This is a genomic window from Undibacterium sp. Ren11W (genome assembly GCF_049340485.1).
Taxonomy (GTDB): domain Bacteria; phylum Pseudomonadota; class Gammaproteobacteria; order Burkholderiales; family Burkholderiaceae_D; genus Undibacterium.
In genome coordinates this window covers 34804-60483 of sequence record NZ_JBMPPB010000010.1, presented here as the reverse complement: position 1 = coordinate 60483, position 25680 = coordinate 34804, and the positions used below count along the sequence as shown (strand labels likewise).

General features: G+C 50.7%; 24 protein-coding genes. 8 read left to right on the top strand and 16 right to left on the bottom strand.

Going from position 1 to position 25680, the window contains the following annotated elements; genetic code table 11:
• The 3 genes from ACO0K8_RS18970 to ACO0K8_RS18960 are packed head-to-tail and all read left to right on the top strand — an operon-like array spanning position 1 to position 1708.
• Positions 1 to 519, top strand: coding sequence for a YbaK/EbsC family protein (locus ACO0K8_RS18970; protein WP_422948214.1), 519 nt, complete (start codon positions 1 to 3; stop codon positions 517 to 519).
• Positions 516 to 740, top strand: a complete 225-nt coding sequence (locus tag ACO0K8_RS18965) for a DUF1289 domain-containing protein (protein ID WP_422948213.1) — start codon at positions 516 to 518, stop codon at positions 738 to 740. The genes ACO0K8_RS18970 and ACO0K8_RS18965 overlap by 4 nt, the downstream gene beginning before the upstream one ends.
• Positions 741 to 784: 44 nt before the next feature.
• Entirely contained in the window at positions 785 to 1708 is a 924-nt protein-coding gene (locus ACO0K8_RS18960; RefSeq protein WP_422948212.1) for an MBL fold metallo-hydrolase, read from the top strand.
• Between the two features lie 68 nt (positions 1709 to 1776).
• Here the strand turns inward: ACO0K8_RS18960 and ACO0K8_RS18955 are convergent, their stop codons facing one another.
• The 11 genes from ACO0K8_RS18955 to ACO0K8_RS18905 all read right to left on the bottom strand — a co-directional run bounded on the left by ACO0K8_RS18955 (position 1777) and on the right by ACO0K8_RS18905 (position 13610).
• The gene (locus ACO0K8_RS18955; protein ID WP_422948211.1) at positions 1777 to 2550 is read right to left on the bottom strand and encodes a choice-of-anchor L domain-containing protein; all 774 of its coding nucleotides are present in this window, start codon (positions 2548 to 2550) and stop codon (positions 1777 to 1779) included.
• A 276-nt stretch (positions 2551 to 2826) separates the two neighbouring features.
• Positions 2827 to 3450, bottom strand: coding sequence for a glutathione S-transferase family protein (locus ACO0K8_RS18950; protein WP_422948210.1), 624 nt, complete (start codon positions 3448 to 3450; stop codon positions 2827 to 2829).
• Between the two features lie 386 nt (positions 3451 to 3836).
• Complete coding sequence (locus tag ACO0K8_RS18945; protein ID WP_422948209.1) at positions 3837 to 4487, bottom strand: response regulator transcription factor; 651 nt, start codon at positions 4485 to 4487, stop codon at positions 3837 to 3839.
• A gap of 71 nt (positions 4488 to 4558) precedes the next feature.
• The gene (locus ACO0K8_RS18940) at positions 4559 to 6184 is read right to left on the bottom strand and encodes a two-component system sensor histidine kinase NtrB (RefSeq protein WP_422948208.1); all 1626 of its coding nucleotides are present in this window, start codon (positions 6182 to 6184) and stop codon (positions 4559 to 4561) included.
• A gap of 4 nt (positions 6185 to 6188) precedes the next feature.
• Positions 6189 to 6608, bottom strand: a complete 420-nt coding sequence (locus tag ACO0K8_RS18935) for a hypothetical protein (RefSeq protein WP_422948207.1) — start codon at positions 6606 to 6608, stop codon at positions 6189 to 6191.
• 43 nt (positions 6609 to 6651) lie between these two features.
• A complete protein-coding gene (locus tag ACO0K8_RS18930; RefSeq protein ID WP_422948206.1) occupies positions 6652 to 7494 on the bottom strand; it encodes an ROK family protein in 843 nt (280 codons plus the stop codon).
• Positions 7494 to 9200 carry a glycoside hydrolase family 9 protein gene (locus ACO0K8_RS18925; RefSeq protein ID WP_422948205.1) on the bottom strand — a complete coding sequence of 569 codons (1707 nt, stop codon included), beginning with the start codon at positions 9198 to 9200 and terminating at the stop codon, positions 7494 to 7496. Before ACO0K8_RS18925 ends, ACO0K8_RS18930 begins: the two co-directional genes overlap by 1 nt.
• On the bottom strand, positions 9197 to 10309 hold the full coding sequence (locus ACO0K8_RS18920; protein WP_422948204.1) for an ABC transporter ATP-binding protein: 1113 nt from the start codon (positions 10307 to 10309) through the stop codon (positions 9197 to 9199). Before ACO0K8_RS18920 ends, ACO0K8_RS18925 begins: the two co-directional genes overlap by 4 nt.
• A gap of 46 nt (positions 10310 to 10355) precedes the next feature.
• Entirely contained in the window at positions 10356 to 11201 is an 846-nt protein-coding gene (locus tag ACO0K8_RS18915; RefSeq protein WP_422948203.1) for a carbohydrate ABC transporter permease, read from the bottom strand.
• Entirely contained in the window at positions 11194 to 12111 is a 918-nt protein-coding gene (locus tag ACO0K8_RS18910; RefSeq protein WP_422948202.1) for a carbohydrate ABC transporter permease, read from the bottom strand. The genes ACO0K8_RS18915 and ACO0K8_RS18910 overlap by 8 nt, the downstream gene beginning before the upstream one ends.
• A 143-nt stretch (positions 12112 to 12254) precedes the next feature.
• Positions 12255 to 13610: a sugar ABC transporter substrate-binding protein gene (locus ACO0K8_RS18905; protein WP_422948201.1), complete on the bottom strand. Its 1356-nt coding sequence runs from the start codon at positions 13608 to 13610 to the stop codon at positions 12255 to 12257.
• A gap of 516 nt (positions 13611 to 14126) precedes the next feature.
• Between ACO0K8_RS18905 and ACO0K8_RS18900 the strand changes: the two genes are divergently transcribed.
• Entirely contained in the window at positions 14127 to 16772 is a 2646-nt protein-coding gene (locus ACO0K8_RS18900) for a TonB-dependent receptor (protein ID WP_422948200.1), read from the top strand.
• Between the two features lie 124 nt (positions 16773 to 16896).
• Positions 16897 to 18135: a DUF5009 domain-containing protein gene (locus tag ACO0K8_RS18895; RefSeq protein ID WP_422948199.1), complete on the top strand. Its 1239-nt coding sequence runs from the start codon at positions 16897 to 16899 to the stop codon at positions 18133 to 18135.
• Positions 18136 to 18144: 9 nt separating this feature from the next.
• Here the strand turns inward: ACO0K8_RS18895 and ACO0K8_RS18890 are convergent, their stop codons facing one another.
• Together ACO0K8_RS18890 and ACO0K8_RS18885 are read right to left on the bottom strand one after the other, a co-directional pair.
• Positions 18145 to 19299 (bottom strand): MFS transporter, encoded by a 1155-nt coding sequence (locus tag ACO0K8_RS18890; RefSeq protein ID WP_422948198.1) that lies wholly within the window; start codon positions 19297 to 19299, stop codon positions 18145 to 18147.
• A gap of 407 nt (positions 19300 to 19706) precedes the next feature.
• Positions 19707 to 20993, bottom strand: a complete 1287-nt coding sequence (locus ACO0K8_RS18885) for an HD-GYP domain-containing protein (RefSeq protein WP_422948197.1) — start codon at positions 20991 to 20993, stop codon at positions 19707 to 19709.
• 371 nt (positions 20994 to 21364) lie between these two features.
• Here ACO0K8_RS18885 and ACO0K8_RS18880 point away from each other — a divergent pair, with 371 nt between their 5' ends.
• Positions 21365 to 22546, top strand: coding sequence for an acetyl-CoA C-acyltransferase family protein (locus ACO0K8_RS18880; RefSeq protein WP_422948196.1), 1182 nt, complete (start codon positions 21365 to 21367; stop codon positions 22544 to 22546).
• Between the two features lie 118 nt (positions 22547 to 22664).
• Here ACO0K8_RS18880 and ACO0K8_RS18875 read toward each other — a convergent pair whose 3' ends face one another.
• The 3 genes from ACO0K8_RS18875 to ACO0K8_RS18865 form a co-directional block, all read right to left on the bottom strand.
• Positions 22665 to 22994 carry a branched-chain amino acid transporter permease gene (locus ACO0K8_RS18875; protein ID WP_422948195.1) on the bottom strand — a complete coding sequence of 110 codons (330 nt, stop codon included), beginning with the start codon at positions 22992 to 22994 and terminating at the stop codon, positions 22665 to 22667.
• Positions 22991 to 23710, bottom strand: a complete 720-nt coding sequence (locus ACO0K8_RS18870; protein ID WP_422948194.1) for an AzlC family ABC transporter permease — start codon at positions 23708 to 23710, stop codon at positions 22991 to 22993. The genes ACO0K8_RS18875 and ACO0K8_RS18870 overlap by 4 nt, the downstream gene beginning before the upstream one ends.
• Before the next feature lie 84 nt (positions 23711 to 23794).
• On the bottom strand, positions 23795 to 24301 hold the full coding sequence (locus ACO0K8_RS18865; RefSeq protein WP_422948193.1) for a MarR family winged helix-turn-helix transcriptional regulator: 507 nt from the start codon (positions 24299 to 24301) through the stop codon (positions 23795 to 23797).
• Positions 24302 to 24455: 154 nt separating this feature from the next.
• Here ACO0K8_RS18865 and ACO0K8_RS18860 point away from each other — a divergent pair, with 154 nt between their 5' ends.
• Together ACO0K8_RS18860 and ACO0K8_RS18855 are read left to right on the top strand one after the other, a co-directional pair.
• Positions 24456 to 25160 (top strand): molybdopterin-dependent oxidoreductase, encoded by a 705-nt coding sequence (locus ACO0K8_RS18860; RefSeq protein WP_422948192.1) that lies wholly within the window; start codon positions 24456 to 24458, stop codon positions 25158 to 25160.
• A gap of 20 nt (positions 25161 to 25180) precedes the next feature.
• The gene (locus ACO0K8_RS18855) at positions 25181 to 25645 is read left to right on the top strand and encodes an acyl-CoA thioesterase (protein ID WP_422948191.1); all 465 of its coding nucleotides are present in this window, start codon (positions 25181 to 25183) and stop codon (positions 25643 to 25645) included.
• The last annotated feature ends 35 nt before the right edge of the window (positions 25646 to 25680 follow it).

Here is a 25680-nt window from a genome sequence, read left to right as displayed (position 1 = left end):
ATGACTAATCACACTCTTCCTGAAAGTGCGCAGCGGGTCGCTGCATTGTTGCACTCCATGCGTCATCCCTACCCTATTGTCCTATTACCGGAAACAGGTAAGACCTCGGCTGAGGCCGCCGCTGGTTTGGGCTGCGATGTCGCTGAAATCGCCAAATCTATCGTGTTTCGTCGTCTTTCCGACAATGCTGCCGTGATGATCGTAGCGAGTGGGATTAATCGTGTCGATGAGCAAAAAGTTGCCGCCATCGTCGGACCACTCGGCAAGGCGGATGCCAAATTTGTGAAAGAAAAAATTGGTTACGCCATTGGAGGGGTTTGTCCGATTGGCCACCTAGAAAAAACCGTAATGCTAATCGATAGAGATCTTATGCAATATTCTACGGTGTGGGCGGCGGCGGGGCATCCACATGCGGTGTTTCAGCTAAGTCCAAGCCAATTACTGTCTATGACAGGTGCGGCGCTGGCCGACATCGCTGAAAAACTGGAACAGAAGCAAGAAACAAAGGGCTTAGTATGAGTATCTTGTATGAGTACGATCCTGATAGCCCGCAGGCGATCAGCACTTCCGAGGTGCCGTCGCCCTGCATAGGCATTTGCAAAATGGATGACGAGCGTAAATGGTGTTCCGGATGTTTTCGTTCTATTCCCGAACTCAGCGCCTGGAGTACCGCCACCGCCGACAGTAAGCGTGCCGTATGGCGAGAAATCAAGCAACGTATGTTTGTCAACGTCGTATAGTAAGTCCATCTTATTGAGTCAAACTTTATGAGTAAAAATAAGCGATGACAATTAGCCCATCGATTAGCTTACCAGCCGGCATGCATGTGTTTGAGCGTGGTTGGCTGTCTTCCAATAATATACTGTTGATCGATGAGGACAACGCCGCGCTGGTCGACAGTGGTTACCTGAATCATGCGGAGCAAACGCTGGCGCTGGTACAAGCCGCGCTGCAGGGACGGGAGCTAACGATGCTGATCAACACCCACCTGCATTCGGATCATTGTGGCGGCAATGCCTTACTGCAAAGCGTGTATGCCTGTCGCACTCTGATCCCGGTGGCTGAGCTAGCTGCAGTCGAGAATTGGGATCAACAACAGCTGAGTTTTGTCGCCACTGGTCAAAGTTGCGAGCGCTTTCGACAAGATGGAAGTATCTCGCCCGGCGATACTTTCAGGTTGGCAAATTTAGAATGGCAGGTGCTGGCAGCGCCAGGGCATGACCCGCATTCCATGATGCTGTATTGCGCCAAAGAGGGAATACTGATTTCCGCAGATGCCTTATGGGAGCATGGTTTTGGGGTGATTTTTCCTGAGCTAGAAGGCAAATCTGGTTTTGCCGAGCAGGCAGCGGTATTGCAATTGATTTCAGAGTTAGATCTACGTCTGGTCATCCCCGGGCACGGTGCGCCTTTTACTGGGGTGGCAGCGGCCTTAGACCGGGCGCGTAACAGGCTAACTTATTTATCGACCGATAGCAGCAGAAATGCTCGCCATGCTTTGAAGGTTTTGATCGCTTTTCTGCTGCTAGACAGGCAACGCTTTTCCTTGCAAGCGATAGAGCAACAACTACGCGCCAGCCGATTAATGGCCGCCGCTGCGGCACAGCTAGCGACTCCTATTGAACTACTAATCCAGCAACTAGCCGGCGAGTTAGTCAGCGCCGGTGTCGCCAGCTTAGAGGGTGAATTTTTACAAAATGTACGTTGATATATAGTGCGTAGCAAAATAAAAAAGCGACTATATAGTCGCTTTTTTATTGCTAAATTGGTTAAATATTAGGCTTTTTTACGGCTATATGTCAATAAACCTATCAAACCCAAGCCTAGCAGGGCGACGCTGCCTGGTTCTGGAACTGTCGTCGTACTGGAAAACGTACCGGCTTGAATAAACACGCCAGAATCCAAAGCGTTATCGCCTTGATCTTTAATTAAAAATTCAAAGTGGTTTACGCCTTTTAAACCAGTTGCGCTTGATGTCAGGATAGTCGTCAATCCATCATATTGCGTATCAAGATGTAAAACAGCGTTGTCACGATAGTAAGCTGAATTATTCGTTTTATTGACGTTATTAATAGACACTACGCCTGCATTGCCTGGCAATATCGCAATGTTCACGCCATTCAAACGTAATTCAAATAAGTCATTGAAGTTTGATCCAACGTATTCATTATATTCTTCTGACGCGAAAACATAATTGAAGAAAATGTTACCGGTATCACTGGTGAAATCAAATTTCAAAGAAGTTGTGTTACCGCTAGTGTCTGAGCAACCTGTTTGATTATTTGGACCTGGTGCGCAGTTGACGGTACCTGTGGTCAGCAATACACCTTTGTCAAAGCCGATAGCGCCTGCCGCACCAGCAAATGTGCCGGCTGCAGTGGCGCCGGCAGTTGATAATGCTGCATTACTGATGCTAACACCAGTGCCAGCCAATGCACTGGCTAATTGACTTGCATTATTGTTGCTAGTAACTTGTAAAGCACTTGCAGTGCTTGCTGTAAAGGTCAGCGCTAAGGCGGCTAAAGTCGCGTTAAGGGTAGATAATTTCATTTTCATTCCATGTTAGTCGATGAATTAAATTTTTTTAAAGCAATTGTAAAACACTGCTGTTCAACACGATAAAGCATAAAGTATGCCTAAGCATTTATTTGTTTTAAATCAATTACTTAATAAAAATTGTGCGTCGAAATAATTTGAAGTGTAAAAAAATTCGACAGTTCCTACTGTATTTTAGACCTTTACATTTTTGTTAGATTTTTTTAAATCGGCAAGAATTTTTGTCACTTAACTTAAATTGTAGAGAGTGCTGATATGCGAGGGAGGCGATCAAGGCAATCCATTTCTCCCGTGCAGCAAATAAGCCTCACGCTGACTTAGTCGTTTGTAATAGGCTAGTACCGCAGGCAAAACCGGACGTTCTAACGGCGCGGCCATCCAACGATGGACGGATAAGCCCAACACGATATCGGCCAGCGTAAATTCTGCTCCATGTACATAGGCACCTGTACTGGCTAACTGCGCATCTAGTAATCTCATGTGATGCGTCCATTGCTCGATACCCGCCGTTAAAGCAGCGGGGTCGGTGTGTGCAGGGCTACGACGTACCAAGGCCATGAAAGCATAACGCCATGCGTTATTCAATTCGGTGGCCTGCCAATCCATCCACTTCTCTACTTGCGCTCTGTCCATCGCTACCGATGGCAAAAGATCGGTGCGCTGATGCTTGTTCGCCAGATAGCGGCAAATGCTGTTTGATTCCCATAGGGTATGACCCTCATCCTGTATCACAGGCACCATGCCGTTTGGATTGAGTGCCAGAAAATACGGTGTATCGGTCGCTTGTGCTCCCGATCCCCATTGTTCTAGTTGATAAGGGATACCGATCTCGGCACAAGTCCATAAAACTTTGCGCACATTGATGGAGGACGATTTTCCAAGAATTTTTAACATTGTGGTGTCTACCTAAATAGTTGCATGATGTTTACTGGTACCGCACCGAGTTAGATGTGCGATAGAAAATTTATCTTTTGTGACTGTATTAAATCAGATTTATCTGATCAATGGATAGCACTACTGCTTGCAGTCACCCGTGATGCGGCAGTTGCTTTCTATAGTATTCTTGCCCAAGCGCGGGCATTCGAAAAAAGCGCAAACTGCCTAGTCACATGCGCAATATCCATGCGGCTTTCCAGGCTATTTGGGCCTGCAGGCCGCATGGAATATGCGTGCTGTTCTAGGAAATATTTAAAAACTCTATACTCGGGCACAACGCGTTGTTGCAAATCCTCGCAATACCTACGTATTGCGAGGATTTGCGCCTTGCGCGACATCCCGACTTATTGCCACAGGCTGGGCGGCACGTCGCGTAATTTGGCGACTAGTTCCATGCTAGTGTGTACCTTAAATTTTTGACAGATATGCAGGCGGTGGGTTTCTACCGTTTTGGTGCTGATAGTCAGATGTGCTGCGATTTGTTTGCTGAGATAGCCTTGCACGATTTCACTCAAGACCTCACGCTCGCGCACGGTCAGTTCGGCGATCTGCGTAGTTAAGCCAGCTTGTGCCTGATAGTTGGCACGCGCTAGTTGATCTGTGGCGATGGCCTTGGCGATGGCATCTAGTAAAGTACGATGGTCTACCGGTTTTTCTAAAAAATCTGCCGCACCTTGCTTTAAGGCGCGTACCACCAGAGGAATATCACCATGGCCGCTGAGAAATAACACAGGTGGCAAATACTCGGCACGGTTACGGGCGCGGCGGTTCAGCTCCTCGAATAATTCCAGACCGCTCATACCGGGGATGCGAATATCGACTAACAAACAATTAAATTTGGCCGGACAGGCATGCTCTAAAAAATCGCTGGCGCGTTCAAATTCAGTGAAACACCACGTGCGTGTTTCTAATAACATGCCGGTGGAACTACGCACGCTCATGTCATCATCGATGATGGCAACGTGCGGCACACTGAGGCTGGAGGCTGAATTCATAATCTCAAAATTTTTGTAATTGTTTGATAAGTCTATCTTAAAGAACGCCCGCAATAATTATGTTGAGCAACTTAGCATGTCAGATCCAGTTCTCCACATTTATCTGCAAGATCTGCGGCACTGATAGGCAGGCGGAATTTGAAACTGGCACCACCGCCTGGGGTCGTTTCGGCCCATAAGTGGCCGCCGTGGCTCTCTATGACAGTACGGCAAATCGCCAGGCCCAAGCCCATGCCCTCACTCTTGGTGGAATAGAAAGCCTGGAACAATTTATCCGCATCGTCTATGCCAGGACCGTGATCAATGACACTCACGATCACACTGCTGTCCTCACGCTCTATGTGTAGCACTATCGGCTCGGAATGTGAAGCTTGATTCAGTGTCGCTACGGCTTCTATCGCGTTACGCAAGAGGTTCAATAGAACTTGTTCTAGCATAACTGCATCACATTCAATCAGTACGCTGGTAACGTTGCAGTCTACAGAGATCTTGAGCTGATTTCTTTGCAATAGAGGTTCAAGCAAGGTCATCGGTTCGCTTAGCAAGTCGCACAGATTATGGCATGCATGGCTGCTGCTGCGTTTTTGTATGAAGCTGCGCATGCTATGCACGATTTGCCCGGCACGACGCGATTCCTCACCGATGCGGCGCACCGCTTCTTGTACTTTAAGTATGGCCGCTGGTTCGCTGTCGAGAAAGCAATCGGCCGCTGCCGAATAATTTGCAATCGCCGCCAGTGGCTGATTCAGTTCATGTGCTATGCCTGAAGCGAATTCAGCCAGACTGGCCAGGCGCGAGCTGCGCTGCAATAATTCATCACGTTCGCGCGCCATATTCGCAGCTAACTGTTCGGCAGTGATGTCATACAACGATGCCATCCATCCGTTGGGACGACCATCGCCATCGACTAAGGGCGAGGCAAACAGTCTGACTGAAAGCAAGCTGCCGTCGGCGTGCAAAAAATGTAGATTCCGCCCCTTCGCAGGGTTATCCCCCTTTAACATGGCAAGATGTGCCTGCTCACATTGCTCGCGGTGATCAGTTTGTTGGTTCGGCCAGAAAGGATACGGCGCCTCGGCTCCAATTAAGTTTTGATGGGATAAACCGAGTAATTTGCACAAGGCCGGATTGGCGTAAATGATGCATGCCTTGGCGTCAAAGGCGAGCAGACCTGTGACCAATGAATGTTCCATCGCCTCGCGAAACCTGAGTTCTTTGGCTAAGGCCTGTTGAACAGCCTGTCTTTCTTTTAACCAACGCTGCAAAATCCTAAGTAAAAAAATTACCAGTAGTCCCAGTAATACCAGCGCCACTGCCAACCAGGCGAGCAGAGTTTTCGATTGGCCACGATGATGCGGGCTGGCGCGTAAAGACAAGCCGCTATTTAATGGGCCGAAAGCGAGTTTATAAATATCGGTATACGGTTCATTGGTGCCAACGTCCTGACTACCATCACGTGGCGACAATTGCTTATTTTCGCGGTCCAACAAGCTAAGATCGTAGCGCTGCACAAACCACCAGGGCACTTTTTGTGAGAGTAATTGGTCTAGATCGTAAGTCGCCAATAAACTGCCACTGCGCTCGTCGTCGTTTTTCACGGGTACCACCAGTACCCAGAGTGGCGCATATTGTTCGATTACCTGGCTATATACGCTCAGGTCCAAATCACGACTATGGCGTATCGCGTTGCCTATCAAAGGATCACTCAGGGGGGGGCAGCCGCTCCGGGCGCTCGGTATAAGCGGGGAAACCCGCCAGACGGGCGCCGTCTTTATCCAGATAGTCGATAGACAGCAGTGCTGGGTTTTCTTTCATCATGCCAGAGATACGTGAAGAAAATTCTTCTAACGCATTGTCTGTGGATGCTTGTTTGCTTGAAGCGCTCACCGGTAAGTCATTGGCCCAGTTTGCCAGAGTATTCTTATTTCCTTGCAGCGACTCAGCGATGCTTTGTTCCAGCCATAACAGATCGAGGGATAATTGGCGGGCGGCCGCGGCGCGTTGCTCGGTGTACCAGTACCAGCCCAATGTGGTTGAGACAAACAGCATTCCGGTCAACAGTATGGAGACAGTTAACCAGGGCCAGCGGTTGCGTATGAAATAATCTGTTGCCTTAGGCATTAGCCCATTCCCTTGTCGTTTTCAGGCCGGTATTTAATTGCGGTTAACGCATAGTAGTGTAAGCCGCCGCCCCATATAAACCCGCATCATGGCCTAAACTGGCAGCGACAAGTTCACATTGATAGGTAGGCGGAAATTTTTTCATCTCATCTTGTAAGCGCGCCAGGTAACCTACACGCAAACCCAGACCGCCGCCCACCGCGACTTTTTGTATGCCTAGCATGACAACTAAATCGGCGATTTTTTTCGCCACTTCGCGTATGCCGCTCCGATACAAAGCATCTGCCTGAATATCACCGGCATCGGCCGCATCGCAGAATAATCGCGCGCTCGCGTAGCCGTTCTGTAAAGCCAGCCTAGCCAAGGCGCTACCGGATGCCAGATCCTCCAGCATCTGACCGTGTTCCGTGAGCGTCTCGCCTAGTTCAGCTTCATAGCCATTGCGTGCCAAATGCAGGCGACCATTTAATACCAGGCCAGCGCCAATGCCAGTTGAAATCGTCACAAAAAGAAATTGCTCGCAGTCGCGTCCAGCGCCATAGACATACTCACCCCAGGCAGCAGCGCGGGCATCGTTGATTAAGCGCACTGGGCGTTGGGCTCGTTCTGACAACACACTGGCCAATGGAAAATTGTTCCAGCCACGCAAAATACTTTGATTATTCGCGTTGACACAAGCATCTATGATTTGTGCGGCAATTGCCACCACAATTGGGGCAGATCGCGCTTCTAGCTGCGGCAGCAATCCAAGCATTGTCTCCAGCATGGCGGTTGGCCCTTGCTGCCCGGGCGTGATCGCTTCATCACGCCAGATAATCTTGCCATGTTCGAATAAGGCAATCCGGCTATTCGTACCACCTATATCAAAGGCGATCACCTGATCCATCACAACTCCTCAATGACCATTTGCTGCGCCAGTGCGTGAAACAACCAGGCACCATGCGGTATCCATTGCTCACTCCAACGCCATGAATGCATGGGTTCGCTCTCTTCTGGCATACGGAAATCGATATCTTCTTCATTCTCCTGTCCAGAGGTGATGCCGTTGCAAACCCCACCGGGGGCGTTCCAGAAGCCTTTGGCATATCGCGGATTATTATGGCCTAAGCCTTGCATCATGCAGGCGTCGAAAGGATTGAAACCAAAAATCCAATCGAGACAAGAGGTGGCATATTCTTTCAGATCTGTGCACAATTTTTGATCAGTTACCAGATACTCACTAGCCCATTGTGCCGCCGATGCCAGTGAAGCCAGTCTGGCGTTTTCGCCCTGCCACCAATAGCCGCTCTCATTCTGATGCGGAATAAAAAATTGATTGCCAGCATCCTTACCGGGCATTGCCACGTGTTGACGCGGATAGCGGAAAGGGTTGGACACTTCAAACAGGCTAATCTCGATTTCATGACGCAGGCCAGTTTGCAGGCCGTGCAAGCAGGCATGGAACAAGGTCGATTCTGGCGCTACTTCCATCCAGCGCAGTAAGGCGATGTAAGGTAAGCCGGCTTCGGCCGCATGAAAATAACTACGGGTTTTTTCATCGTTCGCCCAAAACCAGCCAGCGGTACTTTGCCGGCCGAGTAAATTCTGCGCGCGTTTCTCGGCGGCCATTGCATAATCTACTTTGCCGGTGGCGGCAAATAATTCACTGGCAGCGAGCAAGGCGCAATAATCGTCGATGATGTTTTCTGTGCCGTCATCCAAATAGCCTAAATTATGTTGTTCAAGATGGGCAAAGGCGCGTTCGGCTGCAGCCAGATAAGCGTCGCGCGTATAGCCGCCATCGCGCTGCAACTGGCTGGCACGGGCTAGCGCCGCAATCGCACTACCGCCGCCCTGACGGTAGCCGGATTGATAGCTGTCAAATTTATGCCCTTGCTGCGTGGTGTAACTGCAAATATCGCGCTGCTCCACGTCTTTACTCCAACGGTCAAACACCGTCATATAGAAGTAGCCGTCGGCGTCCAGCATACGCACGAGAAAATCGGCACCATGCAGCGCTTCGTCTATCATGCGATCTTCCAGCCATACCGATTGCCTGGGCATACGCGCGCAGCCATCTAACAGATTCCACACCACTTGCGGGGTTTGTTGTGGATTCATGAAGTTGGCATAGGACAGATGCGACAAATATTTAGAGGCGTCGCCGGAAGCATCATACCAACCACCATGCACGTCCACACGTTGTGCGCTGCCGAGTTTTGGTCGCGCATAATCGGCAGCCTCAAACATGCCGCCACAACGTTGCGATTTGAAATAATGCACCAGGTCTGAAATATGCTGGCCATCATAAATCGCCGCAGCGATAGTCAATGGTTGCGACATCAAGGGTGGACTGATTCCATCAACCAGGAGTACAAATTTTCCGTCTTGCTGTAAGGCGCTAAAGTCGGCTTCCCAGAATTGCCAATCGCGCCATTGGGCGACGCCGCCTAAGGCCATTAAGGAACCTTGCAACACGATCTTTCTGAGCTCGGTATCGATCACAGAAAATTGCGATCCGGATAGCTTACTGGAATCTTTAGCGCTGCAACGGACCAGGGCTTTTTTAGTCGCTAGACTCTGGTAGCCTAGATGATTGTGGAGGATTTTCATATGGGTTGCGTCAAACGTGGATAAGCATTGCCAGCCTGGTCAAATACCAGGCAATGTTCGGGAGCCAAATGTATGCCTACGCTAGTGCCGTAAGTTAAAGTGGTATTGCGTTCGGATAGTTTCATACAAAGGGTTCCTTGGATTCCAGCCACTTCCAGATAAACCAAAATTTGGTCGCCTAAATGCTCTATCAGGCTGACGCTAGCCTTGATAGCTGCGCTTTCATCGGCAGCTGCTAGTCTCAGATATTCTGGTCGTATTCCCAATTTTACTTGGGATCCAGCGGCGGCACGACTGGCATTAACCAAGGCCGTCACGCTGCTGCCGTTGCCCAGACTAAGATGAGCCACCGTGTCGCTGGCCTTGACTAGGCTAGCGTCTAAAAAATTCATTTTTGGCGCACCCAGAAAGCCAGCGACAAATAGATTGGCGGGATGGTCGTACAGTGCCAAAGGGCTGCCTACTTGTTGTACTACGCCCGCGTTAAACAGGACGATACGATCGGCTAAGGTCATCGCCTCGACTTGATCATGGGTCACGTAGATCATGGTGGTGCCAAGTTTTTTATGCAGTTTAGAGAGCTCTATACGCATATTCTGGCGCAAACAGGCGTCCAGATTCGAGAGCGGCTCGTCGAATAAAAATACTTTTGGCTCGCGCACGATGGCGCGACCGATTGCAACACGCTGGCGCTGACCACCGGAGAGTTCTTTCGGTTTGCGCTCCAGCAGATCCGTCATCTGCAAAATATCGGCCGCCTTTTTTACCTTGTGCGCCACTTCCGCTTTAGGCATTCCCGCCATTTTTAAAGCAAAGCCCATATTTTTTTCTACGCTCATATGCGGATACAGTGCATACGATTGAAACACCATGGCGATCCCGCGTTCGGAGGCATGCACATCGTTGGCCAGGACTTCGCCTATATGAATATCTCCTGCTGAAATATCTTCCAGCCCGGCGATCATGCGTAATAGTGTCGATTTGCCGCAACCTGATGGGCCGACAAAGACCACGAATTCGCCATCGGCGATCGTCAAATCAACCGACTGGATAACTTGCACATCGCTGTTGTAGCTTTTGCTGATGTTTTTAAGTGTGACTGAAGCCATCATTTTCCCAAACAGAAATAAATGAATTATTAGGAGAGTAAGGTCGCTAACCCTTGACGGCACCTGCCGCCAAACCCTTGATAAAGAAACGCTGACAGGCAAAAAAAGCCAAGAGCACGGGCAAGGTAGAGACCGTTGCTGCCGCCATCATGAGGTCGTAGCGATGTTGAAACTGGCCATTGAACAGACGGATACCCACCGGTATGGTTTGCACCTCAGCCGAGCTAGTCAGCATCCAGGCAAAAAATAACTCGTCCCACGCGAGTAAAAAGATGAAGGTGGCGGTGGCAATGATGCCCGGAGCGCTGATAGGCAGCACTATCCTGACGAAGGCACCGAAGCGTGAGCAGCCATCGATGATGGCGGCGTCTTCCAGTTCGCGCGGTATAGACATAAAAAAACCGCGCATAATCCAGATACTGGCGGGGGTAAACAATGAGACATATAAAAATATCTGGCCATGATAAGTATTGAGCATGGGAATACCCCAGGATTCACCCATATTTCTATACAACATATACAAGGGCAAGAAAAACAACATGCCCGGTACTACCTGGGTTACGGTAATGGCAATGCTAGCCGTATCCGATCCGCGAAAGCGAAAGCGTGCCAGTGCATAGGCGGCAAAAGTGGCGAACAGGGTGGCGAACAGAGTCGTCCAGCCACACACGATCAGACTGTTCATAAAGTAATTCAGAAAGTCGACGTTGAACCACATGTCGCGGTAATTTTCCCAATGAAGAGCGTGCTCTGAGCTTAGTTGGCTACCTTCGGTGATCTCGCCAAAACTACGTAAAGAGGACAGCACCATCCAAAAAATTGGCAGCAGGCTAAGTAATACCACCGCCCAGGTAAGTGCATTTAGTAATAATTTTTTTTTATGCTTATTCATCGTTGGCCAGACTCCGTCTAAAACTACGCATCCATACTGCGACAAAGATCAGCATCAAAGTCATCATGATGAAAGACACTGCTGCACCCTGGCCAAACATCCAGTAACTAAAGGATTGGCGGGTTAGTAAAGGCATTAAAAGATCGGCCCACTCGCCGGGATAACCGCCGCCAAACATCATGGAGACAATATTGTAGGAGTACACATTGTCGATAAACTGAAACATGAGTTGAATCACGATCACAGGTTTTAGTATCGGTAAGGTGATGTGCCAAAACTGACCCCATTTGCTCACGCCATCAAGCGTTGCGGCCTCATATTGATCCTCCGGTACGGCTTGTAACGCGGCTAAAAATAGCAACATCATGACTGGCCATGCGCGCCATATGGTAGGGATGACGATGGCCCAAAAACTATTTGCTCCCAATAGCCAAAATGGTTTTTCATCGAGTAAATGTAAGTAGTCCACTAGCACTACATTGACGATACCGACATCGCGTTGCCACATGAACCCCCACAGCGTGCCTACCACGTAAGACGGTACGATCCATGGCAATAACAGCAGGCTGCGCGCCACGCCCTTGCCAGGGAAATCACGATTGAGCAGCACGGCCACGGCCAGTCCGATCACGATCGCCGCGATCGACACCACCAGCGTGTACAAGATGGTATTGCGTATCGCAAAACCCAGGCCTGCACGGATAGGGCTATGCCCTTCAAACAAGATGCGGCGATAGTTATCCATGCCTATAAAGGGTGCATCTAGAAATTGATTCAAGGTATATTGATTCAATTTCAGTAGGGACATATACAGACCCTGCAAGATAGGCGTCAGATTGACTGCCAGCATCATCAAAACTGCGGGCAATAATAATAAATACGGAAACGCATTGAACGGTTTTTTACGCACGGATGTCTCTTGAAAGTATATGTTAGAGCAGATTTTGTGCACGCTTAGTGCCGCCCAGTTTTAATGAAAAATATTGAGCGAGCATTCTGCCAGTCGCAGCAATGCGCTAAACTATTTGACAGTGCTGAGTGGCGACTACGTGACTACTGCAATTCCGCCAGCACTTCGTTGGCTTCTTTGGCGGTGGCATCTAAGGCTTGCTTAATGGCGAGGCTGGAATACTTTCCTTTGACGCCTGCCACGATATCAAACATGCTGCCTATATTTTTAAGATAGACCGACTCCAGCGCACCCCAGGCCGCGATTGAGGGATAGTGACGACCATTCTTGATCTGACCAACGAACTCGGCGTAGTGCAGGTTCGCCATCAGCGACGGGTCATAAGCGGCATCGATGCGGGTCGGCAGCATCCATGACATTTTGGTGTAGTTTACTTGCGCTTCACGGCTGACCAGATAACTGAGTAATTTCCAAGACTCTTCCTTGTTCTTGGACGACTTCATGATGGCCAGATCAGAACCCGCAAAGAAGGTTTGCTGTCCCTTCAGTCCCGCAGGATAAGGGGCGACCGAGAAATTATTCGCGGTGACGCTTTCTAATTGTCCACCTTTGGATTTTGGCGTACTTAAAGGCTTGAGTATCCACGGTCCGGTAAAAATGACCGCGTATTGGCCATTAAAAAATCCAGTATCGATCTGTGCCGAATCTTTTTCTAAGGATGCCATAGGTACTAGACCCTCGACCGCAAAGCTGGTGTAGTAATTGATCGCTTGTAAGGCTTCTGGCGAGTTGATGGTTGATTTTTTCTTGTCGGCGCTGAGTAAATCACCACCGGCATTCCAAATCCACGGTGCCAGATTGTGCACCACGCTCAAATCATTTTTTCCAGGGTAGCCGAGTGCGGCGATTTTTTTTCCATTAATCACTTGGCCATTGATCTTTTGCATCGCTTGTTTAAAACTGCCCCAGTTAGCAAACGCATCTCTGGGATTAATGCCAGCAGCTTTAAACACATCGGTGCGATAAAAAGCCGCACGTGCCTCGGCATACCAAGGAATAGCGTAGATTTTTTGGTCGTCGTAACGGTGAGTAGAACTCCAGACCGCAGGGAAGAAAGCCTTCGCACCGCCCAGCTTAGCTTGTTGTGCATCAGTGATTTGCTCTAATGCCCCCATGGAAGAAATCGCAGCGACCCAGGTAGTCCCCAACTCTAATAGATCTGGCCCTTGGCCGGAAGCGGCAGCGGCGGTGATCTTGGTCCATGCCGACTCCCATTGCAATACCGTGACGTTGACACGCAGACTGGGGTTTTTTGCCAGGTAGGGGCGCAGTAACTCTTTCATGTCGGCTTGTTGTTGTTCGGTAGTTGCCATGACCCAGATATTGAGTTCGCTAGCATGCAGCGCTGGCGCCGCCAGAGCTAGCGTGAAGCTGAACAAAAATTGTCTCAGTTTGCTGATGTTGCCGAACTTACTGATGGAATAAAAACTGCATATCATGGTGTCTCCTCGTGTTTTCTAGCGCACGTTTGGGCTAGTCTATTCTATTTGGATGCCTGTAAAAGAAAGCTGTGGCAAGCGGTTAAGCAAGTTTTGATGCGCGCACACCACATTGAGGCTGGTACTGAGTCTAAAGTGAGACAGCCTTAGCGACAATCCAGAGATATACCTTACTGTCTAAGTAGATTTACTCAGTCCCCTCTGAGTTTGCCGCTAATGCCTATCGGCATGTCCCGTAAAAATGACACAGCAGCATCAAAATTTTTTGCAAGTAAGTAGATTTACCCATAGGTCAGGGTAGAAGTCTGGATTGGCGCTGAGCGCCGCAATAGTTAAATTGCTAGCTGAGGCAAATTGTTCGTTTTATAGGATGAACAAACTATGCATCAAACAGCATCAGGTAGCGTCAAAAAATGGGCATCAAAAAAAGCAGAATCTTTAAAAATGGCGTGCGCTGCACTTTCTGGTATGGCAGCCGCAAGGCCCATCATAATTAATGAGAGTTTAGGAGAGACAATGTTACATCTGAGGACAAAAAAAACACTGATGAGTGTGGCCGTCGCGAGTGCCTGTGGCTTGCTCGCCATGCCAGCCTGGACGCAAGAAACTGCCAAGACCAGCGATGCGAACAAAGAACAAATTGCCGAAGTGCAGGTGAGCGCTACCCGCCATTCGACTTCTCTGTTACAAACTCCGGTAGCTGTGACCGCCATCACACAGGAAAGCCTGACTCGATCTGGCATTACCGATGTGCGCGGCCTCACAGGGGCGGTACCGAATCTGCAAATCTCTACCGGTGCCGATTCAGGTGTACAAATGAGTATCCGTGGCGTGAGTTCAAATAACTTTACCGAGATCGGTGACCCAGCAGTCGGCCTACATGTAGGCGGTTTGTATTCGCCACGGCCACAGGGCGCGATGGCGCTGATGTTCGATCTGGAGCAGGTCGAAGTCTTGCGCGGCCCTCAAGGTACTTTGTTTGGACGTAATTCGACGGCCGGTAGCGTGAATATCATTCCTGCCAAACCGGAATTTGGCAGCACCTATGGCAGTACCGAACTTGATATCGGCAGCTACAATCAACGTCAGATTAATGTGGTTCAAAATATTGGTGTTAACGATAGCTTGGCGTTACGCGCTACTTTTATGAAAGTAAAACGCGACGGCTGGATTAATCAGACTCAAGATTTTACTGATGTGGATAATCCAGCTCAAGGCTTTCATGCCGATGGCATCCCCGATGTGGATCAACGTCAAAATAGAAAAGTCGATAAGGCCAATTTCTACAATAACAAAGATGAGTGGGCCGGCCGCCTGTCGGCGCGCTGGGCTGTGAGCAAAGAGTTGGAGTGGACACTCTCTTACGAAAAATTTCAAAATTCAGGTGCCGGTGACATCAGCTTAAAAGACTGCGATCAGGCCGCAGGTACGCGTTTTGCCTGCACCGGCGGCAAATGGGATGCCAAAGTCAATGTGCCCGGCATGATAGACATGTCGATCGATACTTTACGTTCTAGTGTGGTTTGGAACCTGAACAAGAACAGCAAGATAGAGTACGGCTATGCGCACGCGATACAGCAACGCAAACAACAAAGCGATGACGATGCCGGGTATCACCCACTAGCCAGCCAGGTCACCGCACAATTACCGGTAACTGCCGATGCCAGCGACCAGGAAATTTGGCATGTTAACGATAATACTTCTCGCACTTTAGATTCTAGATATGTGTCGGATGTACATGAACTGCAATTCAAGCAAAATTTTGATACCTTGCAATATGTGGCGGGCGCATTCTGGATGCATGAAAAAAATCAGATCAATTACGCGCAAGAGCAATTAGTCACTGCGCCGTTTGGCTTCCCTACCAGTCAGTACTATCAGCAGCCAGATCGCCAGATCGATGCCAAGGCGCTGTATGCACAGGCAGATTGGAAATTCGCTCCTAAATGGACTGCAACGATCGGCGGTCGCTATAGCTGGGATAGCAAAACCGACAAAGGCGGTACTGTGTACGGCGGATGGGACGGATCCAATCCCGCTTATTACAACAATCTGTACCAGTCGGGCACGCCAGGCGATGCTAATTTTCGCGCCCATAATGGGGCTGACCTGACTGCCGGAATGGGGCCCTTGGCCGGAACCGGCGCTTATGCCAATTATGGAACGCCAGCGCAGAACGACCACTCGGAAAGCTGGAAGCATTTTACTTACCGTTTGGGCTTGATGACACAAATCACCCCAAATGACATGGTCTATACTTCCTTGTCGACCGGTTATAAGTCAGGTGGTTTTGGCGATAGAGATGATATTTGTGGCGAGCACACTTGCGTCACCGGACCGGTTGGTCCGCAATACAGTTTCTTTCCGTATAAGCCAGAGACCGTGACGAACTTAGAGCTTGGTTACAAAGGGAAATTTCTGGAGAATCGCCTGAGTTTGGCGGCGACCCTGTTCTATAGCAAGTACAAGGACATGCAAGTAACGGGTAACTACTTCGCCAGCCGCATTATCACCGACGGCCCCTGCCCGGCAGATAAGCCAGGTTGCGCCATCGTCGAAAAATGGCAGACCACGAATGTGGGGGTAGTCGACATTCCCGGTCTGGAATTGGAGATGGATTACAAACCGTGGAAGGGCGCACGCCTGGGCGGATTTTTCTCTTACATCAACAGTAAGATTAAGGACTATCCATCTTATAGCGATACCTGGAATTGTGGCGTACGTGCCGAAACCGGTGCCGTCCCATGTCCAGAGCCGTACACCGGCGCCGATGCCAATCTGGCGGGGCGTCAGATTTACGACATCACTGGTAATCATTTGCCGCTGGCACCTAAATACAGTTTGGGTTTAAATTTCTCGCAAAATTTCGTACTTGAGAATAATTATGTGATCGTTCCCTGGATTGCGGTGAAGTGGCAAGACAAGATGTATTTCACTTTGCGCAATCTGGATAACCCGCATATTTCAGACGCTCAGGCCGCCTTTACCAAGGTGGATGCCTCGGTTAAGCTGATCGCACCTAAGAACTGGCACATCGAAGCCTATGTCTTGAATCTCACCAATAGCATGACTAAAAATTCCGCCACCGACGGCGGCGGTTTCATCAAGGCGACCTGGAATGATCCACGCGTGTATGGCGTGCGAGTTGGTATAGATTATTAAGCAGATTATCATTGTGCTTTTTAGCGAACGCTAAAAATTCTCCGAAAGCGCGTCCTTTGATACGGCCGCGCTTTTGTACTTTCCATCGCACCGGCCTTGGGGCTAATAATTGAAGGATTTATCGATGAGCGTTTCATCATCCGACACGACAACTGCCACCACTGCGCGCAAAGCAGCGCCGCAATTACGCAGCGGACGTATTGTCTCTATCGACGTGTTTCGGGCCTTGACGGTACTGGTCATGATCGTCGTCAATCAATGGGGCGGCGTGCAGGGCTTACCGACCTGGATGAAACACATGCCAGCCGACGCTGATGCGATGAGTTTTGTCGACGTGGTTTTCCCTGCCTTCTTATTTATCGTCGGCATGTCGATTCCGTTCGCCTTGCAACAAAGACAGGCGCTAGGCGATAGCTGGTGGCAACGCCAAAGCCATGTGTTGCAACGCGCCTTAGGGCTGATCATGATAGGCGTGTTTATGGTCAATGCCGAAGATGGCTATCACAGCGCATCGATGTTATTGCCAATTGCGGCTTGGGCCTTGCTCAGTTATCTGGCAGCATTTTTGATCTGGGGTAGCGTCAGCGCAGGACCTGCACTGAGTATGCTGTGGCGCGTGACGGGCATAGGCTTATTGCTGGTGCTGGCGCTGCTGTATCACGGCGGTTCCGAAGGGCAAGATGGTTTGACACCGCAATGGTGGGGTATTTTGGGTTTGATCGGTTGGGCTTATCTGATCGCCTGTATTTGTTTTCAACTATGCCGTGGCCGCTTGCCTTTGCTACTTTTTTGTATCGCTTTATGCATCGCGTATTTTGTTGCTTACCGCAATCCGGAGATCGCGGCGCATCCTATGTTAGCGATGTTGTTTAGCCAGCCGGGACATTTTTCCCATGCTGCGCTGGTCTTATGTGGTTGTAGCACTGCGTTGATATTTTTTGATCAGGCGGTACAAAGAAATTCGGGCCAACGCTTTGCCGCGGCGATCGTGTTTGCCCTAGTCTTGGCGCTGATAGCAGCGGTCATGCGACCCGAGTATAAAATCTCTAAGATCTATGCCAGCCCGAGTTGGGTCTTATATAGCGCCGCGACGTGTGTGCTGATTTTTTGTGCACTGTATCGCTGGATAGATGTGCGCGGGAATGCGCTCTTGCCTAAGTTATTAGCACCGGTGGCTGCCAACCCTTTGCTCGCTTACCTGATCCCTTTTATCCTCGGTGCTGCGTTGCAGTTAGGGAATTTGAGCTTGCCCGCGATACTCAATCGTCCCGTCCCAGGTGTGCTGTTCGCGCTAGGCTTTGCGCTGGCTCTGGCTTGGTTGGTCAAGCAGATCGCCAAAAGTGGAATCCGCTTACGCATATAAATCGGCAGATTAATCCCAGTGAACTTTGCGGGTGCCGGCGGCAACTAACCAGGCCGCCAGCGCGATCACCGCCATGCCCCAGGAAAAACTGCTGGCGTGGGCGATAAATCCGATCAGCGGTGGCCCCAGCAGGCCGCCGATAGAACCCATTGTCGTTACCGATGCCAGCGCCACCGGGCCATTTTTGGCCGCCGCTGTGTACACGCAGGGCGACACCGCCGCGATCCCTAAACCAACCAGGGCAAAACCGATTAAGGCTGGGATCAGACCACCGAGTAACAAGGCCATTGCTAGCCCGCTACCCGCTAATGTGCCACCGATAGTGAGCATACGCTGTGCGCCCCAGCGCATGCGCCAGCCATCGCCAAACCAGCGCGCCAGTAACATCGCCCCGGAGACACAGGCGATACCTAAGGGGGCTAATTCTGGTGCTACCCTGACCACCTCTTTCAGATACAGGGCTGACCAGTCTGACATAGAATTTTCGACTACCGTGCCGCACATCACGATAGCGCCCAGCCACCAGGCCACCGCGTTCGGCCAGGCGATGCGCCAACCGCTTTTGGTCTCAGAAACAGCTTTGCTAGGCGCACGCTGGGTATCGGCGACCAAATACGGTAGCGCCAGTATTACTGCAGCCCATAATAAAGCGGCGCACAGCGCAAAATGCAGCAACAGGCTAGCGCTGTAACGACTGATCGCCGAGGCAAACAAGGCCCCCAGCAAACCGCCCAGACTGAATACCGCATGCAGGCGCGACATGATGGCGCGCTGCCCCAGCGTTTCCACCGCTACGCCTTGCGCATTCATCGCCACATTCAAGCAACTCACCACCACGCCTTCTAGCGCCATGACCAGCATCGCCAACTGCAGATTCTTGACTAAGCTCAGACTCAGTAGTAGTAGCGGCAGCAAAGCGCCAGTCAGCATGCACAGACGGCGTGAGCCCAGGCGCTGGAGTAAAACGGCCGTGATAGGAAAAGAAAATACCGCGCCCAAGCCACAAGCGAGCAGCAGCACACCAACTTGCGCGGTACTTAACGTCAATTGGTTTTTGATGGCGGGGATGCGTGAAGCCCAGCTACTGAAATTAAAACCCAGAACTAAAAACAGCGTGGCCACTGCCAGTTGGCTGCGGCGCAATGCAAGGGAAGAGCTGATCACTAAATTTCCTTCAATTCAAAACGTCAGACGCAGGGCAAGGCATGATAAGGCTAAACCGGCCCGCGCGGGAGATGCTTACGGCGCCGTCTTATAGCTAACAAAATATAGCTAACAAAAAACCCCCGCGTCCTGGGGGAGCGCGAGGGAACTTGGAACAGGACGTAAAAAAGTAAATCATGTCATTGCCCGAATGCTTGTCAGTGTATAAGTTGCGAAAACAGTCAGCAATCCAGAGATCTACCTGGCGTCGCAAGTAGTTTTACCGAGAGCAGCTTGGATTATTGGCTTAGGCAGGGGGCGGTTTTAGATTTTTGTATGTCGCTAAGATTGAAATTGAAACTGAGATTGCTTCAGCCAGGTCTGAGGATGGCGCTGCTAGAATCTGCAGGGAACTGCGCCTGGCCTTATTAGTTTTTGCGGGTAGCGCTTTTGCTGCTCTCGAAAAAATACGCCATGCGCTGACGCGGGCTGAGGTAGGCGTAGACATCGGGCTGTAGTTGTTTGGCTTTCAGGCTGGCGCGGATGTTCAGATCTGGCTCTTCGCTCAGGTTGAGAATAATCGCTTCATTCTTCGGTACGCTGGGGTCGTAGATCAAGACACTGGGGCGTAAAGGCATGCCCGCGGTATTCGATACCACCATGCCTGGCGTGCCATCGCTGAGTTCCACCAGAGTGCCCGGCGGGTACACGCCCATGCAACGGATGAACATATTCAATATGGCGGGGTCGTACAGTTTGCGCTGCTGCTTAAACATCAACGCCAGCGCTTCGTAAGGCGTCAGGCTCTCGGCCGGATTCGGATGATTGCACAATTTATCGTAGGCGTTGATGATGCAGGCTATGCGTGCCAGATGGCCGATCTGCTCCAGGCGCAGCTGTTGCGGATAACCGCTGCCGTCAGCGTATTCATGGTGTTGCAAGATGATCTCGCGGACGGCTTTCGAGAGCCCCATTTTCTCGGCGATTGCCACTCCATACTGGCAATGCTGCTGCAGCAGGTTTTGTTCGGCGCGGCTTAGTGCAGAATGCTTATTGACGATACGATCCGGGATCTCTATCTTGCCTATGTCGTGGAACAGGCAACCTATGCCTAATGCTTTAATGTCTTCCGGCGGCAGGGCTAATTCTTTACCCAAGATCATTGCCAGCACCGATACATTGAGCGAGTGATAGTAAGCGTCTTCACCAGCGATTTTGTCGTTCATGACATGGATCGCGATGCTCATGTCATCCACCAGCGCGGCTTGCATTTGCCCGATCAATTGGTCGGCATCCTGGCAGGCATCTTGCGGTCTGGAAAACAGCTTGCTGGAGATATTCTTGAAGGCCGCAGCGGTCTTGACGAATTCTTTTTCGCAGCGGGCAATTGCCGCGCGCTCTTCATTGAGTTTTTCTACCCGCGCCTTTTTAGCCTCTATCATCGCGATTTCTTCGGCGCTGGGGCTGAGCTCTGCAATGGGAGGCTTGAACTCACTAGCGCTGCTTTTTACCAAAGGCGCACAATCGCTACGCGCTGCTTCCACCCGTACGCTGCTCAAGCCCAATTGTTTGAGTACTTCGATTTGCGCCTGATTCTTGATCTTAAAATTATTGCGGGCAAACGAGTGTTCTAGCCAGCCTAAATCGAGATGGATGTACAAACCTACGCAGAGTTGATCTAGAGTGATGCTAGTAGTAATCGGGACTGTGGTCATGTTTAAGCGCAGCTAAGGTGATAGACTATTTTAGCAGTCTGTTGGCGCAAGCTGCCCAGTAAAATTAGAAACACCTGCGCCAGTGCGCATATTCCATGCGCCTTTCAAGGCAGCATGCTCGCAGAGGCGCATGGGGTCTGCGTGAGCGGGCAGGCTATTTCTGATTATTTCAGTTGATTTCAGCTTATTTCAGCTTATTTCAGGATACGCATTGCCGGCATCGCCCGCAGTTTTCCGGGTAAGCCAAACGGATCTTGTTATCATAGGCGCTGTTGTACGCGGCGGATTGAATTATCGGTTTAAAATATGCGCTGCGGCGTTAAGCCTGGCTGGAGCAATTTTGCGTAAATCCCATTTTGAAGGAATTTCTCATGAGTAAAGATGTCGTTGTTCTGAGCGCAGTGCGCTCCGCTATTGGTGCTTTTGGTGGATCGCTGTCGACGATGGAGCCAGCCGAGCTGGCCGGTATCGTGATGAAAGAAGCGATTGCACGCTCAGGTGTGGATGCCGCCTTGATCGGTAACGCCATCGTCGGTACCTGCATCCCTACCGATTCGCGCTATGCCTATGTCTCACGGGTGGCCTCTATTCAGGCGGGTTTGCCTATGGATTCGGTGGCGATGCAAGTGAGCCGTCTGTGTTCTTCCGGCTTGCAGGGTATCGTGACTGCGGCGCAGAACATCATGCTGGGTGATTTTGATTATGGTATCGGCGGCGGTGTCGAAGTCATGTCGCGCGGCTCTTACATGATGCCAGCCTTGCGCTCAGGCGCACGCATGGGCGACGCCAAGGCGATCGACATGATGGTGGCAGTCTTGACCGATCCGTTTGGCGTCGGCCACATGGGTATCACGGCAGAAAATCTGGCCACCAAGTGGGACATCTCACGCGAAGAGCAAGATGCTTTCGCTTTAGAGTCGCAACGCCGTGCCGCAGTGGCGATCGCTGAAGGACGCTTTAAATCTCAAATCGTGCCTATCGTGCAGCAGACTCGTAAAGGTGAAGTGGTGTTTGACGTCGATGAGCATGGCAAAGCCAATACCACGATGGAATCGCTGGCCAAGATGAAGCCGGCTTTTAAGAAGGACGGCACGGTGACCGCCGGTAACGCGTCTGGCATCAACGATGGCGCGGCTTTCTTTGTGTTGGCAGCGGCCGATGTGGCGGCTAAGGCTGGCCAAAAACCTATGGCAAGAATCGTTTCGTATGCGGTCTCGGGTGTACCGAATGAGATCATGGGTGAAGGCCCGATTCCAGCGACTAAGCTGGCACTCAAAAAGGCTGGCCTGAGCCTCGATCAGATCGACGTGATCGAAGCCAATGAAGCCTTTGCGGCGCAAGCGATCGCGGTGAACAAGGCGCTGGGCTTAGATCCTGCCAAGACCAATCCGAATGGCGGCGCGATTGCCTTGGGCCATCCGGTCGGCTGTTCTGGTGCGTTTATCGCGACTAAGGCAATCTATGAATTGCATCGCACTGGCGGCAAATATGCGCTGGCGACTATGTGCATAGGCGGCGGACAGGGTATCGCGGTTATTTTTGAACGTCTTTGATTTAAATTGCTGAATCGCTAAATCACCCACTCGCTGAGTGAGTGATTTAGTCGCAACTAACGCAAAAAAACCAAGCTAGTCGCTTGGTTTTTTGATTTCAGCATCCAGGCTGCTGAAATCAAAGTATCCCCAGATTGCGGATCAGCACATACACGCTAGTCCCGACCACGATACTGAATAAGGCGTTGTTACGATACCATTGTAATATCGCCACCACGGCGATGGCGAGCAACTCCGGCCAAGGTCCGCCCGCATGCTCATGCGCAGATCCGGCCATTGCATGCACCAGCAATAGCGTCATGATACCTAAGGGTAAAAACTGACCCAGACGCTGCACCATAGGATGTTTGTTCAACCAGCGCGCCGCCACAAATGGTAGGGCACGCAGCGCGAATGTAACTAGTCCCATGGCGGCAATTACACCCAGAATATAGTTTGCATCTTTCATCGTTTTGTATCCTGCAAGGCGGACGCTGGCACAGGCTCGCGCCACAACAGGCCAGCTACTATGCTCAGTGCGATGGAAATGACTAGCGCATGCTTGGGAGCGAGCAGATACGCCACAGCGTAGGCTGCCAGTGCCACCCACAAAGGGGCCGGGCTTTTTTTGTTACGCCATTGTTCTACCGTGAGCACCGCAAACAGTGCCGCCAATACAAAATCAAGTCCTGCTAAAGTTATTTGTGCCTGGGCACCAATAACTGCACCGATTAGCGTCCCCAATACCCACCACGATTGATTCAGCAAAGCCAGCATCGCCATTTGTTTATCGCTGGTGCTGGCGGGCAGTGTGGTCAAGACCGAGTAAGTCTCATCGGTTAGCGCAAAAATCATATACCAGCGCAGGAATTTTTTTTGCGGCAATTTATTCAGTAACGACAGCCCATAAAACATATGCCGCAGATTCACGATCAGGGTCGCCAATGCGATCGCCGCGAGCGGCAATCCGGCCGCCAGCATGGGGATCATCATGTACTGCGAGGCTCCGGCATACACAAATACGCTAGCGAGTACTGCCAACCACCAGACAGCACCGGCCTGTACAAATAAAAATCCAAACACCATCCCCAGCGGAATGTAACCCATCGCCACCGGTGCTGTCAGCGTCAGCACAGAAAAATGCTGCTCGCCTGGTGTCGATATAGAAAGCGGATGCTGTGCCATGAGAAGTGTAGAAGAAAGAGGTGTTGTATTTTAACAGAGCGCGATTTGAGGCAAATTTGCTTCAGATGATTTACGCAGTAATCGCTAGTCCTGTATTTTGGTTTTCAGGACGGTCAGTTTTTTATCTGCGGCGATCAAATTTTCCAGCCGCTCGGATACCTGACGCATAACACTGTCTATGACGGCGATCTCGCTGTCGGCAACCCCGGCGACCATCACGGCTACCACTTCGGCTTGCATTTGCATGGCGAGCGTCGCCAATTTTTTGCCTGACGCAGTCAGTACCAGTTGTTTCGCCCGGGAATCTATGTCGTGTACATCGCGGGTTACCAGACCCTTGGCCTCCATCTGTGTAAGCAGCATAGAAACGGCACTTTTAGTGATGAAGCAGCGCGCGGCGAGTTCCATTTGGGTGATGCCTGGTGTTGTTACCAGCGTAGCCAGCACTTCCAGATCACCTATGCGTAAGCCTTGCTGCGCAAGACGCGCGCTGAGCGCAGTTTCACACAAATTATAGGCACGGATAGTGGAGAGCCAGGCTTGCGTGCCATGCGGCGCGGAGGCTACTTTGACGGAATTGGAATTTTTCATGTATTTGGTTCAAATTTGAACAATAACGTTCATGTTTGAACTATACTGTGAAAATTGGAAATAGGGATGGTAAATATTATCTGCGTAATTCTAGCGGCATAACGCATTTTTTACGCGTAATTGATTTAATCCATTCCACACTAGGGAATACGCCATGAGGTCTGTCGCACGCCCATTACCGCCAGGCCAGTTTGAATTAGGATCTTTCCCTCGCTTTGGATTGCTGGCATACGCAAAACGCTGGCCGCGCTTGACGCAGGCGGGCGCTATTCGGGTGTACGGCGATGGCATGCAGCCGTTCTTACTGAACAATAGCCTAGCGGCTCTTTCACGAGTAGAGCAGCGATCAGATTTTCACTGTGTGACGACCTGGTCGCAGACTAATCTGGCATGGAGCGGTTGGCGTTTCTCTGATTTTTACCAAAAACTGGTGCTGCCGAATTGTGTCGCGGAGGCGAACACCAAATTTGTGGTGATGTATGGCATGGACGGCTATCGTTCTATCTTGCCTTTGGCAGATCTGCTGGCCTGCGATGTCTTATTGGCTGATCGCTTACAGGGTGAGCCGTTAGCGATAGAACATGGTGCACCGCTACGCTTAGTCGCGCCTGCGCATTATGGCTACAAAAGTGTTAAGCATTTATGCGCGATTGAGTTTCTCGATAGTGCTGAGGCGTTTCGGCCGGTCGGTATGCGGTTTATGGCACACCCCAGAGCTAGGGTGCAGTCAGAAGAGCGTGGTGTCGGCTTGTCTGGCAGGGTATTGCGCTGGCTATACCGGCCCTTGGTCGGCCTGGTGATCGCACGTTTTGCCCGGGCCAGCGCACAACATTTGCCGCATCAGTATGCGGACGACTAATTTCTTACTAAGGACGTTTTATGAACCTACTATTTAGACTTCTGTATGTGCTGATTGCATCGTATTTTCGGCCGCGACTTGCGATAGGCCCGTCGACAAGCACGCTGGCGCTTTTGACCTTTCCGAACGATCTCGACATCAATATGCATGTCAATAACGGACGTTACCTGACACTGTGCGACTTAAGCCGGGTCGATATGTTTATTCGTAGCGGCTTGGCCAAGGTCATGTGGCAGCGCGGTTGGATGCCCATGATCAGTGAACACACTATGACGTATCGCAAACCTCTAGCGGTATTCACACGCTTTCAGGCGAGCATGGAATTGACCCATTGGGACGAGAAATTTTTCTTCATGACGCATCGTTTTTCAATCGGCGATAAGCTGATTGCCGAGGGTACTTCCAAAGGGGTGCTCAGAGGCAAGCATGGCGTTATCCCACCGCAGGAAGTGATCGCCGCGGTACTCGCTTCACGCGCTGCGTAATCTCATTTGGACTTAGGCAAAGTCCCTGGCAACTT